Source organism: Cohnella faecalis, assembly GCF_003570905.1.
GTDB lineage: Bacteria > Bacillota > Bacilli > Paenibacillales > Paenibacillaceae > Cohnella > Cohnella faecalis.
Map to the genome: position 1 here is coordinate 18,697 of NZ_QXJM01000052.1, position 13,801 is coordinate 32,497.

Sequence of the window (13,801 nt, forward strand, 5' to 3'; positions counted from 1 at the left end):
TCATTTGATGATGGAGGACCAAGCGGTCGAATATAGCCTGCGTCCTCGTTATTTGGCCGAATATATCGGCCAGGAGCAAGTCAAAGACAATTTGAAAATTTACATAGAGGCGGCCAAAATGCGGCGCGAGCCGCTTGACCACGTCCTTCTGTACGGGCCTCCGGGTTTGGGCAAGACGACGCTGTCTAATATTATCGCGAACGAGCTTGGCGTCAATCTTCGCACGACGAGCGGACCGGCTATCGAAAGGCCGGGAGACCTGGCCGCGATTCTCACGAATCTTCAAGAGAACGACGTTCTGTTCATCGACGAGATTCATCGGCTTCACCGCACCGTGGAGGAAGTGCTGTACCCGGCCATGGAGGATTTCGCCCTGGACTTCATTATCGGCAAAGGCCCCAGCGCCCGTTCCGTCAGGCTCGATTTGCCGAAATTCACGCTGATCGGCGCGACGACGAGAGCGGGGCTGTTGTCCGCTCCTTTGCGGGATCGCTTCGGCGTCGTCAGCAGGCTCGAATTTTACAACATCGACGAACTGGCTTATATCGTGTCCCGGACGGCGGACATTCTGGGGGTCGGCATTGTCGGAGAGGCATCCGTCGAGGTGGCCCGCAGATCGCGCGGAACGCCCCGGATCGCGAACCGGCTGTTGAAGAGGGTGCGGGATTACGCTCAGGTGCGCGGGGATGGCATCATTACGGACGAGATCGCGCACGATTCGCTGGAAAGAATCCAGGTCGATCCGATGGGGCTGGACGCCATTGACCATAAGATGCTCCGGTCGATGATCCAGAATTACCGGGGAGGACCCGTCGGTCTCGACACGATTGCCGCTTCTATCGGTGAAGAGAGCCAGACGATCGAGGACGTGTACGAGCCGTATCTTATGCAGATCGGTTTTTTGCAGAGGACGCCGCGCGGCCGGGTCGTCTCGCCGCTTGCTTACCGTCATCTCGGACTGCCGATTCCGGATAATAACGTCTGATCAGTCATGAAGCGGGAGGAATCGACGCGTATGGGCAACTTTCCCAAGCTTACGCTCGTCTATGACGGCGAATGCAATTTGTGCTTGGCTGCCGTGGACAAGATCAAGTCGATGAAGGTGCGGGCGAACGTCACATTCGTACCGCTTCAGGCGCTTGTCAACGGCAAGCTTCAGCCTTGGCCGGGAATCGCAGACGTCCCGCTGGACGAGCTTGCCGGGCAGATGCACGTTACGGATGAAAGCGGAAGAAGACATAGCGGCTCGGACGGCGTGCTGTTGTTGCTGAGGCACGTCCCCTCGCTCGCTTGGCTGGGAGTGCTCGGTAATATCCCCGGGCTGCGCGGCATAAGCCGACTGGCGTACCGCATCGTCGCACGCAACCGCTACCGGCTGTTCGGCCGAGCGTCCTGTTCGGACGGAGTCTGCTCGCTTCCTCGCGGCAACCAAACAAATCTACAAGATGGAGGCGCGCCCCCTCATGACGAACGACGGTAACCGTTTTTTCAAACGAATACTTTTATTGGCATCCGCTGCACTGATCGCTTCGTCGGGATCGACGGGAATCGTATCCTACGGAGCGGGTACGTTCTCGGTTCCGAGTCAAATACGCGTCGGACTGTTCCTTAATCTCGGAGCGGGCAAATTTCAGTCGCTTACGAACGCCGCGACGCTGCAGTCGGCCGGAGGCTTGAAGCTCTTATGGAGAGAGCCCGGAGGCAGCTATAATATCGGGAATGCCGCGCCCGGGCAATCGATCCGGTTTGCCCTTGACGGCTACAAAGCTTTGGTGCTGGAAACCGGCGATTTGAGCGGTGCTATTGCGGCGCTGAAGAAGATGCAGGCTTCTTCCTCGGCCGCCTTCATTACGAAGGTGACCAAGAGGGGAGCGCCCGTCTATCAAGTGACGGAAGGCGTCTACTCGACGGCCGCAGCCGCATCGACCGCATTGGAAAAATGGAAGAACGCGGGAGTTGCCGCAAGCGTTACAGCTCTCGCTCCACCGAAAATTGCCGGTCCATGGGCGGTGGAAGCCGGTCCGTACGGAAGCATGGCCGAAGCGTCCGCCGCCGCCGATCGTCTCGGAGCGGCCGGACTTGACGCTTTCGTTACCTTGAAGCTGCAAAGCGGCGGCATCGCTTTCGGCGTGCGAATCGGCCAAGAGAGCTCCGCCGCCGCGCTGCCCGCGCTGCAGCAAGCGGCAGCGGCAGCCGGAGCTCCTAATGTCGTCATTCCCGAACCATCTGCGAAATATGCGGTCGTTCGCAACGACATGACGGTGAACGGAGCGGCCGGAAGCCCGATGCAGCTCTACGCAGTGCCTCTGGCGGCCGGAGTTACGCTCCGGGCGGATCCGGCCGCAGACGCTCCTATCCAACTTGTCGAACGGTCCAAGAGAAATTACCGGGGAAGCATGGAAGCAAGCGCGCTGAACGGTTCGCTTGCCATTATCAATGAAGTAGGCTTGGAGCCGTATTTGTATTCGGTCGTTGGGGCGGAAGTAGGCTCGGGGTGGCCGGCGGAAGCGCAGAAAGCGCAAGCCGTCGCGGCTCGCTCGTACGCGGTGTCTTCGGGAATGGGCTTTCAAATTGCGAACGTCGTCGACACGACGTTAAGCCAGGCCTACAACGGAACAAGCTCCGAGAACGCCAATTCGACGTCGGGAGTAAACGCGACGGCCGGCGAAGTGGTTATATCGGGCGGGAAAGTGTTCAACGCCATGTTCTCTTCGAACGCGGGCGGAATTACGGCCGACAGCAAAACCGAAGTGTGGGGCAACGATGTTCCCGGCTTGGCCAGCGCTGTGATTAGCCCCGACTCCGGAGCGGGCGCCGGTCAGTTGAATTGGTACAATGTCTTGCTGGCTTCGGGTCAAACCGGCTATATTCGCGAGGATTTGCTTGTGGACGACGGCCAAAAGAACGCCGCGGGTCTTAAGCTGCTTCGGGTAAAGGGAGAGGCGACGACCGTTCGGACGAAGCCGATCATCGATAACACGATTGCTCCCGTCGATAAGCTGTCGGCGGGCACGATAGTCGTATCGCTCGACAAGGTTCCGGCTAACGGCGACTATAGCTGGATCGAAGGGCCGTATACATCGGAGCAGATGGCTGCTCTCGCCAAGTTCGTAAACGCGACGGGACCGGTGAAAACCGTGGAAATTACGGGCGTAGGCCCGTCGGGCCGCATTACCGAGGTTACGGTGAACGGAGTGCCGTACAAGCCGTCGTCTCCCTACGGCTTCAGAGCGGCGTTCGGCGGGCTGAAGAGCACGCTGATTTCGGTGGAGCAGACCGGGAAATATACGGTTCTGGATGGCAACGGAACGAAGAGGGAGCTGCCCCAAGCCGTCGGAGCCGTTCATGTCATCGATGGTGACGGCAACGTCAGTCCGTCCGACGGCAATCTCGTTATTATGGACGACAAGGCTCAAGTACGCGTCGTAACCGGAGAGCCGACCTTTGTCATCCACGGCAAAGGCAACGGCCACGGGCTCGGAATGTCCCAATGGGGAGCGCGCGGGCTGGCCGAACAAGGGTATGACTACAAATCCATTCTGCTATACTATTACAAGAACGTTACAATCGAGAAGGATGCAGCCATATGAACGTAAGCGACTTTGATTTTGAACTGCCCGAGAGTTTAATCGCGCAGACGCCTTTGAAGGAGCGAACCTCGTCGCGTCTGCTCGTGCTCCATCGGGAGAACGGGCTAACGGAGCATCGTTCGTTCACCGATTTGAAATCGTATTTGAAGCCGGGGGACACGCTCGTATTGAACGATACGAGAGTGCTCCCCGCCCGTCTGTTCGGAGTGAAAGCGGACACCGGCGCGAAGGCGGAAGTGCTGCTGCTGAAACGGCTGGAGGCCGATCGCTGGGAAGCGCTCGTCAAGCCGGGCAAACGAATTCGCAAAGGAACGGAGCTGCATTTCGGTTCGGACGAGAACGGGAAGCCTTTGCTCGTCGCCGAAGTGGAAGAGGAAGGCGAGCTGGGCGCGCGCACGATCGCGTTCCGGTACGAAGGAATATTCCACGAGCTGCTCGACAAGCTCGGGCATATGCCGCTGCCTCCATATATCAAAGAGACGCTGGACGATCGAGACCGTTATCAGACCGTCTATGCAGCGCACGAAGGGTCGGCGGCCGCTCCTACGGCGGGGCTTCATTTTACGGAGCCGTTTCTGGACGAACTGGCGCAATACGGAGTGAAGCTGTGCCGTATTACTCTGCATGTCGGACTAGGGACGTTCCGGCCCGTATCCGCCGACACAATCGAAGAACACGAGATGCATGCGGAATGGTATTCGGTAAGCGATGAAAGCGCCCGTCTGCTGAACGATGCGAAAGCAAGCGGAGGCCGGATCGTGGCGGTCGGCACGACCTCAGCCCGTACGCTGGAATCGATCGGCCAACGGTTCGCGCCGGGGCAGATTGAAGCTTGCAGCGGCTGGACGGACATCTTCATCTATCCGGGCTACAAGTTCACGATGGTAGACGCCATGCTGACCAATTTCCATCTGCCGCGTTCAACGCTCGTAATGCTCATTAGCGCTCTGGCCGGAAGGGAAGCCGTGCTCGCCGCTTATGCCGAGGCGGTGGACCGGCAATACCGGTTTTTCAGCTTTGGCGATGCCATGTTTATAACATAAGCAACCGGAAGGGAAACGATTATGGCCGTTACTTACGAATTGATTAAGACATGCGCTCAGACGGGGGCGCGTTTGGGCAGAGTTCATACGCCGCACGGAATCATCGACACGCCGACGTTCATGCCCGTCGGAACGCAAGCGACCGTCAAAGGGATGAGCCCGGAGGAAGTGAAAGAACTCGGCGCGCAAATCATTCTTAGCAATACCTATCATTTGTTCGTTCGTCCCGGGCACGAGCTGATCCGCGAGGCGGGCGGCTTGCACAAATTCATGAATTGGGACCGGCCTATTCTAACCGATAGCGGCGGTTTCCAAGTATTTTCGCTGGCCGAGAATCGTAAAATTACCGAGGAAGGCGTCACTTTTCGCTCCCATCTGAACGGAGACAAGCTGTTTCTGTCGCCGGAAGTGGCTACCGGCGTCCAAAACGCTCTCGGCTCCGATATTATTATGGCGTTCGACGAGTGCCCGCCTTATCCGGCGGAGTATGAATACGTCAAGAAATCGACGGAAAGAACGAGCCGATGGGCGGAGCGATGCCTCAAGGCACACGCCCGGCCGAGCGATCAGGCACTGTTCGGGATTGTTCAGGGCGGCATGCACGCGGATTTGCGCCGCCAGAGCGCGGCGGATTTGACTTCCCTCGATTTTCCGGGTTATGCTATGGGTGGACTGAGCGTTGGCGAGCCTAAGCATCTAATGTACGAGATGCTCGAAGAGACGGTACCTTTTCTGCCGTCGAACAAGCCTCGTTATTTGATGGGAGTAGGTTCTCCGGATGCGCTTGTCGAAGGGAGCATGCGCGGAGTCGATATGTTCGACTGCGTGCTTCCGACGCGAATCGCCCGCAACGGCACGACGATGACGAGCCGAGGCCGGCTTGTCGTGAAGAACGCCAAGTATGCCAGCGATTTCGGTCCGCTCGACCCGGATTGCTCCTGTTACGCGTGTCGCAATTATTCGCGCGCCTATATCCGCCATTTGATCAAGGCGGACGAGATGTTCGGACTTCGTCTGACGACCATACATAATCTTCATTTTCTGGTCCATCTCATGCAGGATGTCAGGCAAGCGATTCAAGAGGACAGGCTTCGCGATTTCAGGGACGAATTTTTCGAAAATTACGGAATGGCCGGCAACGAAAGCGGTTTTTAGAGAAGGGAGGGGACATCGATGTGGTTGGCAGAAGGCGGCGGCAGCAGTATTTGGGGAATGATTCTTCCTTTCGTGCTTATGTTCGCGATTTTTTACTTCTTGTTGATTCGTCCTCAACAGAGGAAATCGCGGGAGCGCGGAAGCATGCTGAGCGCTCTTAAGAAGGGCGATAAAGTCACGACGATCGGCGGCCTTCACGGTACGATCGACACCATCACCGACGATACGATCGTACTGAAAGTGAACGACGTATCGAAGCTTACATTCGATCGCTCCGCGATCAACAATGTGACGGCGCGTTCGACCGAAGTTAAATCGGAGAGCGAAAGCTAGAACGGATTATGAAAAAGCTGCCCGAAAGCCGAATGAATATCGGCATCGGGCAGCTTTTTTGTACGCGGCGAGCGCTCTCCGAAATCGAAATTACGACCCGAGAGACCTCGACGTCTGCATCTTCGACTTTTTGCGCCGGAGCAGAGGATCGGGAGATGTACGGTCCGCCCATGCACCTATTTTGAGCCCGATCGTCGCGGCAAAGACGGACAGAGCGCATCCGGCCAGCATATCCGTCATCCAGTGAATGCCCAAGTAGAAAATCGACAAAATAATGATCCCCGCATTGATCCAGGCGAATATCATCCACCTTCGGTTGCCCGAACGGCTGGCGATCAGCGCCATCGTAACGGATATGGACGTATGCAGGCTCGGAAAGCAATTGTCCAGTCCCGACAAGCTCCGATATGCATGCTCGAATGTAGGGAAGGAATCGAGCATTAGAAACCGCACTTGCGGCTCCGCGAACCATACTTCGTTTACGGGAACGAACAAATAGAAGGGAACGGCGATGCAATAGTTGAGAAGCAGCGCGATGCAGAACGAGTAATACATTTTCAAGTTGCGATCTGCCGTATAGACTCCGATGGACGCGATCATGACCGATTGGAAGACAACGACGTAAAAAAATACGCAGACGGCGGTCAACCAGTCCGAATGTAGAAAGCTTTGAAAGCCGGCGTGCCACGAGCCTTCCCAGCCGGTTAACGTTTTGGTCAGGTCGTAAGAGACGTCAAAATGGCGCTCCAGCTTTAATTCGTTCTTGTTCAGCATAAGAATCGCAGACATCGAAACGAAGAAAAGCAAATACTTACGGGATGTCGCCAAGGAGCGTAATAACAAATAAGCGGTTCCGAACGGCTGCCGCGAGGTTCCGTACCAGATCAGAATGGTCACGGTCAGCGCGGACCACATGGTGACGGATGACATGGATTGAAACAAAATCATTCTGAGTCCCCCGGCTATCGTAATGCCTGTCCAAACGCCGTCTTAGTATAGCATATTTATGCCCGCATTATCGAACGCGAGAGCTTCCTCCGGAATTAACCCCCAGCATTCCTCCGAAAGCGCCGGTCAAGCTCGTTAGTCCAAGTACGACGAGCACTCGCAGCGTCCAATCGATATCTGTGGCAAGAAAGCTTGTGAGCAGAATCAAAAGCGTGTACAGCAGTCCGTTCACAAAGCCGAAATACCAGCCTCTGCGGCCGGCGCGCCGAGCGGATACAAAACCGCCGCACAAGGAAGCGAAGCCGTGTATCCCGATTGCAAGCGATGGGATGCCGTCTTCTTTGACGGATGTGCTCGCAAGCAGGAAAGACAGAAAGAGCGCACCGATTCCTAGCCAAATGAACGACCAAATCAAACCAGATAAGACCGGGGAAGCAATTCGAATTCCGAACAGCCGGGAAATTGCGCTCATAAGGAAACACTCCTTTTTCCTATTCGTGCTTTGTACAGCTTATGGCGGCTGCCGCCAATCTAGTACAAGCTTTCCGTCGGAAGAAAATTCAGGGAGCCTGCCCTTGCATACGAACGTTCTGCCACATATTCCGTTCGAATGACTTGCATGATGCCAAGGACGCGCGGTGAAACTACAGGCTCAAGCGGCCGCCGGCGGCGCTGCGGACCACGCTAACCGATATTGCCATGGAGGGATCGACATGGAGCTCACGGCCATCCTGCTGCGCACGGTGATCATGTATTTCATCGTTTTTGCTTCTCTCCGTCTAATGGGCAAGCGCGAAATCGGCAAGCTGTCCGTCTTCGACCTCGTTATTTCCTTCATGATCATCGAGATCGCCGTTATCGTCATCGAAGAACCGGCTAGACCGTTTGTTAACGGAGCTGCGCCAATTATACTTCTTGCGTTCATGCAATTAGGCATCGCCATCGTTACGCTCAAAAATCGCAAAGCAAGGGACTGGTTCGACGGGAAAGCAAGCGTGCTGATCAGCCAAGGCCATCTGAATAAAGACGAAATGCGCAGGCAGCGTTACAATTTGAACGATTTGATGATGCAGCTTCGGGAAAATAAACTGACGAGCGTCGAAGAGGTGGAGCTGGCGGTGCTGGAATCTTCGGGGAAATTATCGGTTATTCCGCGCGACCCGAAGGAGGAGAAGCCTTCGGATCGAATCGGGAAAGAACCTTTGTCGTGGAAAATCAGATACGAGCTGCTCCCTTTGCCGCTCATTATGGATGGCAAAGTTCAAGACGAGAGCTTGGAGAAAATCGGAAAAAACCGTTTTTGGCTGAACAAGGAATTGAAGGAGCAGGAGTAGAAGGTTTCAAAAGCGTCTTTTTTTGCAGCGTCGATCACAGGGGCAAAATGTACGTCGACCGCAAAGACTGATTACCGGAACAATCGGCCGAGCAGAGGAATGCGCTCGACGTCGTGCCGGTCAACGAGACGGAACAGGATGAGCAGCAGCAAATAGACGAGCGTCGACAGCAGCGATGCGGTACCGAGCTCGATGCCGTCTCCCGGGAGCCAATTTCGATTCCATATCCAGAGAGCGACGGCGCTCATTATCGTCATAGCTCCGGTTACTTTCAGAAAATCGAAGGGCTGCATTCGAAAGCCCGTTAACCGGGCGATGCTGAACCAGTGGAGCACGGTGACAAGAGCCATATTAGCGGCGATGGCGATAACGGCTCCGAGTATGCCAAGCTTGGGATCGGTCGCCAATTGGACGATCAGTGCCAGCTTGACGGCAGCTCCGGCGAACGTATTGAACAAAGCGGTTCCCGGACGGTTGAGCGCTTGAAGCGCTGCTTGCAAAGGGGCTTGCATGTACAAAAATATCGCGATGGGAGCAAGCCAGCGCAGCATGCTCGCCATGGAATCGTCCCCGTACAAAAGCGTACATATCGGATCGGCGAGCATGCCCAGAAGGACGACGAATGGCGCTCCGGTTACGATGGCAAGGCGCATCGACTGATGGAGCCGCTTGTGAATCGTCGGCCAATCCTCTCTGGCGGCTGCCTCCGACAGTGAGGGAACAAGCGAGACGGCTAGCGAATAGGTCAACGCGCCGGGCAAAAGCAACAGAGGAATGACCATGCCTTGAAGAGCCCCGTATTGGGCGGTAGCCGCAGCCGCCGTAAGTCCGGCCGCCGCAAGGCTTCGGGCGGTAAGAATCGATTCCAGCAAGTACGAGAGAGAGCCGATCAGCTTGCTGCCGGTTACCGGAACGGCTATTCGAAGCAACTGGCGGGTATAAGAGTTGGCGCGCCTCGGAGCCGCTGTCTTCGCCTCCGGATCGGCGTTCGTCTTTTCCGGCTTTCTGTCCCGAACGATCTGAATCCAGAGAACGAACAGTCCCGCGAGCTCGCCGGTTACCATACCGACAACCGCCCCGGCCGCTGCGGCTTCAAGTCCGTATGGGATAAGCGCGGCAGCCCCAATGAGGGTCATTACAATCCGAAAGATCGTTTCTACCGTCTGGGAGAGCGCCGTCGGAATCATGTTCTGTTTTCCTTGAAAATAACCTCGCCATATGGACGAAATTCCGACGAGCGGCAGCACGGGAATCATCGTCAAAAACGCGGCATGAACTCTCGGGTCCGTCATGACTCGGCTAGAAATCCAGTCGGCCAGCGCGATGCAAATCGCGGCTGCGGTCAAGCTTAAGCCGATAGCGAGCGACATCGCCGTCCTGACGATCGGCCGAATTGCATCTTTGTCGTTTCTTGAATTGGCTTCGGCAACCAGCTTGGCGACGGCCAGCGGCAAGCCGCCGGCTATAATCGTAAGCAGGACGATGGTGAACGGATAGACAAGCTGGACGAGCCCGACGCCTTCGGCGCCGATCATTCTAGGAAGCGCGATTCGGGGCACGAAGCCGAGCAGCCTGTTCAGCACTCCCGCGGCCAGAAGGATCATCGCCCCTTGAATAAACGATTGCTTGCGCAGAGTCAAGGCCATCCCTCATCTTTACGTTCGGATAGTTCCATATGTATGCCCCGATCCGATCGCTTCATGACTGCCCGTCCCTTCATTATTTCAGAGACCGGAAGGAAATCGGGCAGCGGGCGGAGAACAACAAGTAGACGGAAAGCAAACGCGCGACAGAGCAGGAGGGATCAATCAGGTGAGCGATACTGACGAAGCGAAGGCATCTCCCATCGACGACGAGATGAACAAAACCATTGAAAGTCTATGCGAGAGCAAGGCCGAGGAGTTCAAGCTCATCGGCTACGATCACGTAAGCGGGGCGGATGTGTGGGAATGCGTCAGCGACAAGTACCACGTCAAGGGAACGCCTGCGCTGCACGTGATTGTGAACGATATTTTGTCGTTGAAGGTGAATCAGTTCATGAATTTTATTACGTTGAACATGTATCGGGGAGATTACCGCCCCAAGCGGTAGGCGATCTTTCGCCGCGCTCTCCCAATAATTGGCGGCTTCTGCGCCCTGTCCGGGCGGCGAAGCCGTTTTTTGCTTGTTATTTCGGAGCTTTTCACCTCTTTTCGGCAAATTGACTTCCATTTCCGGCGATAGGTATAATAGGAACATTGAGAATCGAAAGGGGATCGCACCACCAATGAATCGACTTCTTGCTTTCGTGCTCGTCGTTGTCGTAACTTTCGGGGTTATTGGCTTCACTACTCCCGGATTGCTGCACAACACGAAGCTCGGGCTTGACCTGAAAGGCGGCTTCGAAATTTTGTATGAAGCCGAACCCTTGACCCCCGGCGGGCAAGTGACGAAAGATTCGCTCAAACAAACGGCCATCAGTCTGGAAGCGCGGGCCAACAAATCCGGCGTATCCGAGCCTGAGGTGACGACGGAGGGCGAAAACCGGATCCGCGTCAAAATCGCGACGGGCAAAGGCGACGAAGACGCGGTTCGCGACTTGATGAAGCGTCCCGCGGATTTGGAATTCCGCAGCGCTTCGGGCTGCTCATCCGCCACCGATTACTGCAAGGTTGAGCTTGTAGGCGGAGACTTCAAGGAGAACGCCGCGACGACGGGCTTTGACAGCCTCAATCGTCCGCTCGTCAACATTGTCGTCAAAGAAAAATCCAAGCTGGCCGAAGTATCTTCCCGATTGGTCGGACAGAATCTGGCTATCTTCCTTGACGGAGTGCTTCAATCCGACCCCGTCGTTCAATCGGCTTTGACGGATGGAACCGCTCAGATCACGATGATAGAGTCGATGGATAAGGCTCGCGAGCTGGCAAAAGTTATTAACTTGGGCGCGTTGCCGCTCAAGCTGACGGAGAAATATACGCAAAGCGTCGGCGCTTCTCTAGGCCAGAAATCGCTCGATCAGACGCTGTTCGCCGGAGGCCTCGCTTCCATCCTGATTTTGCTGTTCATGCTCGCGCTGTACCGGCTTCCGGGCCTGATCGCGTCGATCTGCTTGATTACGTTCGTCTGGCTGCTGCTCGGCGTATTCTGGCTCATGGGCGCGACGCTCACGCTTCCGGGCATCGCGGCGTTCGTTCTCGGAATCGGGATTGCCGTCGACTCCAACATCATTACGGCCGAACGGATCAAGGATGAGATCCGGCACGGCAAGACAGTCGCTTCGGCGCTTCGTTCCGGCGCGAAGAACAGCTTCCGTACGATTATCGACGCGCATATTACGACGATAATCGCGGCCGGCGTCCTGTACTTCATGGGACACGGCATCGTAAAAAGCTTCGCGATCGTCTTGATCGCAAGTATTATCGCGAACATCTTGACCAACGTGTTCATGCCGCGTTTCCTGCTTCAGCTCCTCGTGCGCAGCGGACGCTTCACCAAGCCTGGCTTATATGGCGTGAAGGAGAGTGAAATCGGTGCACTCTAATAAAAAATTCAATTTCGTACACACGAGTCGCACTTTTTTGATGATCTCTCTGATCATTACCGTTCTCGGAATCGCAGCCGTCGGCATTTTCGGCTTGAATTACGGAATTGATTTCAGCGCGGGCACCGCACTGGATATTACAACGAACAAGCAAGTCGAAAAAGCCAAAATCGAATCGTTCCTCGACGAACAAAAGCTGGGCGAGTATACGCTCGTCACTTCGGACAACCGGGCATCCGTTCGGTTCAAGGCGGCGCTTAACGACGTTCAGGAAAAGAAGATCAAAGCCGATTTCAGCAAGCAGCTGGACGACAAAGCGGACTACGAAATGCATATCGTAGACGCCGAGATCGCCCGGGAGCAGCAGCGGAGCGCATTGATCGGAATGGCCGTCGCCTGCCTCGGGATCGTTCTCTACGTCAGCATTCGGTTCGAGTGGCGCTTTGCCATTGCGGCGGTATTGTCGCTTATTTACAACGCCTTTTTCGTTATCGCCGTCTTCTCGATTTTCCGGCTTGAAGTAAACTTGCCGTTCATCTTGGCGGTATTGACCATTATAGGTTATTCCATCAACGATACGGTCGTTATCTTCGACCGGATTCGCGAAAACCTGCGGTTCGCCAAAATCAAATCGACGTCCGATCTGGACGTCCTGGTCAACAAGAGCATCTGGCAGACGCTCGCGCGTTCGATCAACACGGTTATTACGGTATTGATCGCAGCCGTCTGCTTGTTCATCTTCGGCAGCGAATCGATCAAGCTGTTCTCGCTCGCCATGATTCTGGGTCTCGTCAGCGGAGCTTATTCCTCGATCTTCATCGCAAGTCCGATCTGGCTGTACCTGAAGAAAAAAGAACCGTTGAAAAAAGCGGTCAAAACGTCCAACGCGCAGTAATCGCATGTAAAAAAGGGGTGGCTCTTGTGAAGATGGAGCAACGTTACGCATCTGCGGAACGAAGCGCTCTCGTTTCCCTGCTGGGGCTGCTCGGCTTGACGGTGGCCAAAGGCGCAGCCGGCTGGCTGACCGGAAGCAAGGCGCTTCTCGCCGACGCTTGCCATTCGGCCGCGGATTGCGCCGGCTCGTTGACCTCCTTCATGGGCATTCGAAATTCGAAGCAGTCCGAAGCGAAAAAGCAGACCGAGTCGGCTATTGCCATCGTCCTGTCCGCGTTTTTGCTCGTCGCGGGCATCGAAATCGGCGTTTCGTCCGTCCGGAGCATGGCTGCCGGCGCGGATCAGCCTCCGGAGTGGGGATCGGTCATCGTTATCGTCGCGGGCATAGGAGCCCGCGAAGCTCTGGCCCGTTACAAGCGCAGCAAGGACATTCAGCTTGGCATCCGCGCGGAACGTTCGGGCGAAAGCCGTTCCGACATCTTCGCCTCCATAACCGCCTTGGTCGGAACGACGGGGGCAATAGCGGGGGATTTGCTGGATATTCCGATTTTGTACGTCATGGACCCGGCAGCGGGAATTGTAATCGCCGCATTCGTCTTGAGAATGGGCTACCAGCTTATTACGACCGTTCTTCAATCGACAGGCCGGAGCGCTCTTAACGAAATCGACGCGCAGACGCTATTGGAATCGATGCAGCGTATCGACGGAGTTGTGGCCGTGGAGGAATTGAGGGCTCGGGAGCAAGGGCATTATCTCGTTCTCGATGTCGTCATTCGCGTCAATCCCCGTATTAGCGTTACGGAAGGACAAGAAATCGCCTTAAGGGTCAAACGGCATTTGACGAAGAGGTTTCTGCACATTTGCGACGCTTGCGTTCAAGTCCAGCCCTATGATCCGGGTTTTCCTTATAAATCCAATCATCACGAAGAAGAACTGCCGTCCTTTATCCAATAAGACATCGAATTCCGCCGCGCATCTGCTGGC

At 55.7% G+C, this 13,801-nt stretch carries 13 protein-coding genes and 1 pseudogene; 11 read left to right on the forward strand and 3 right to left on the reverse strand.

The features are described 5' to 3' along the window. The first annotated feature begins 7 nt into the window (after nucleotides 1–7). From ruvB to yajC, 6 genes are read left to right on the forward strand one after another with little or no spacing between them, the layout of a single operon-like run. Nucleotides 8–985, forward strand: a complete 978-nt coding sequence (gene ruvB / locus D3H35_RS27710; protein WP_158594318.1) for a Holliday junction branch migration DNA helicase RuvB — start codon at nucleotides 8–10, stop codon at nucleotides 983–985. Between the two features lie 30 nt (nucleotides 986–1,015). Then, nucleotides 1,016–1,480, forward strand: coding sequence for a thiol-disulfide oxidoreductase DCC family protein (locus D3H35_RS27715; RefSeq protein WP_158594312.1), 465 nt, complete (start codon nucleotides 1,016–1,018; stop codon nucleotides 1,478–1,480). Next, nucleotides 1,464–3,590: a SpoIID/LytB domain-containing protein gene (locus tag D3H35_RS27720; RefSeq protein ID WP_158594313.1), complete on the forward strand. Its 2,127-nt coding sequence runs from the start codon at nucleotides 1,464–1,466 to the stop codon at nucleotides 3,588–3,590. Before D3H35_RS27715 ends, D3H35_RS27720 begins: the two co-directional genes overlap by 17 nt. Beyond that, on the forward strand, nucleotides 3,587–4,633 hold the full coding sequence (queA, locus tag D3H35_RS27725; protein ID WP_119152351.1) for a tRNA preQ1(34) S-adenosylmethionine ribosyltransferase-isomerase QueA: 1,047 nt from the start codon (nucleotides 3,587–3,589) through the stop codon (nucleotides 4,631–4,633). Before D3H35_RS27720 ends, queA begins: the two co-directional genes overlap by 4 nt. 21 nt (nucleotides 4,634–4,654) lie before the next feature. Continuing rightward, complete coding sequence (tgt, locus tag D3H35_RS27730; RefSeq protein ID WP_119152352.1) at nucleotides 4,655–5,788, forward strand: tRNA guanosine(34) transglycosylase Tgt; 1,134 nt, start codon at nucleotides 4,655–4,657, stop codon at nucleotides 5,786–5,788. Nucleotides 5,789–5,806: 18 nt separating this feature from the next. Continuing rightward, nucleotides 5,807–6,121, forward strand: a complete 315-nt coding sequence (yajC, locus tag D3H35_RS27735; protein ID WP_119152353.1) for a preprotein translocase subunit YajC — start codon at nucleotides 5,807–5,809, stop codon at nucleotides 6,119–6,121. 90 nt (nucleotides 6,122–6,211) lie between these two features. On the opposite strand, the gene D3H35_RS27740 is transcribed toward yajC, so the two are convergent. Together D3H35_RS27740 and D3H35_RS27745 are read right to left on the reverse strand one after the other, a co-directional pair. Then, complete coding sequence (locus tag D3H35_RS27740; protein WP_119152354.1) at nucleotides 6,212–7,069, reverse strand: phosphatase PAP2 family protein; 858 nt, start codon at nucleotides 7,067–7,069, stop codon at nucleotides 6,212–6,214. A gap of 67 nt (nucleotides 7,070–7,136) precedes the next feature. Next, a complete protein-coding gene (locus D3H35_RS27745) occupies nucleotides 7,137–7,541 on the reverse strand; it encodes a TIGR04086 family membrane protein (protein ID WP_119152355.1) in 405 nt (134 codons plus the stop codon). Between the two features lie 241 nt (nucleotides 7,542–7,782). Between D3H35_RS27745 and D3H35_RS27750 the strand changes: the two are divergent. Further along, nucleotides 7,783–8,474, forward strand: a pseudogene (locus D3H35_RS27750) (DUF421 domain-containing protein). Here the strand turns inward: D3H35_RS27750 and spoVB are convergent. Further along, nucleotides 8,475–10,037, reverse strand: a complete 1,563-nt coding sequence (gene spoVB / locus D3H35_RS27755; protein WP_119152411.1) for a stage V sporulation protein B — start codon at nucleotides 10,035–10,037, stop codon at nucleotides 8,475–8,477. A gap of 178 nt (nucleotides 10,038–10,215) precedes the next feature. Here spoVB and D3H35_RS27760 point away from each other — a divergent pair, with 178 nt between their 5' ends. The 4 genes from D3H35_RS27760 (at nucleotide 10,216) to D3H35_RS27775 (ending at nucleotide 13,771) form a co-directional block, all read left to right on the forward strand. Next, nucleotides 10,216–10,494: a post-transcriptional regulator gene (locus tag D3H35_RS27760; protein WP_233568202.1), complete on the forward strand. Its 279-nt coding sequence runs from the start codon at nucleotides 10,216–10,218 to the stop codon at nucleotides 10,492–10,494. A 175-nt stretch (nucleotides 10,495–10,669) separates the two neighbouring features. Beyond that, nucleotides 10,670–11,923: a protein translocase subunit SecD gene (gene secD / locus D3H35_RS27765; protein WP_119152356.1), complete on the forward strand. Its 1,254-nt coding sequence runs from the start codon at nucleotides 10,670–10,672 to the stop codon at nucleotides 11,921–11,923. Between the two features lie 40 nt (nucleotides 11,924–11,963). After that, a complete protein-coding gene (secF, locus tag D3H35_RS27770; RefSeq protein ID WP_233568204.1) occupies nucleotides 11,964–12,818 on the forward strand; it encodes a protein translocase subunit SecF in 855 nt (284 codons plus the stop codon). A gap of 32 nt (nucleotides 12,819–12,850) precedes the next feature. Beyond that, nucleotides 12,851–13,771 carry a cation diffusion facilitator family transporter gene (locus tag D3H35_RS27775; RefSeq protein WP_233568205.1) on the forward strand — a complete coding sequence of 307 codons (921 nt, stop codon included), beginning with the start codon at nucleotides 12,851–12,853 and terminating at the stop codon, nucleotides 13,769–13,771. The last annotated feature ends 30 nt before the right edge of the window (nucleotides 13,772–13,801 follow it).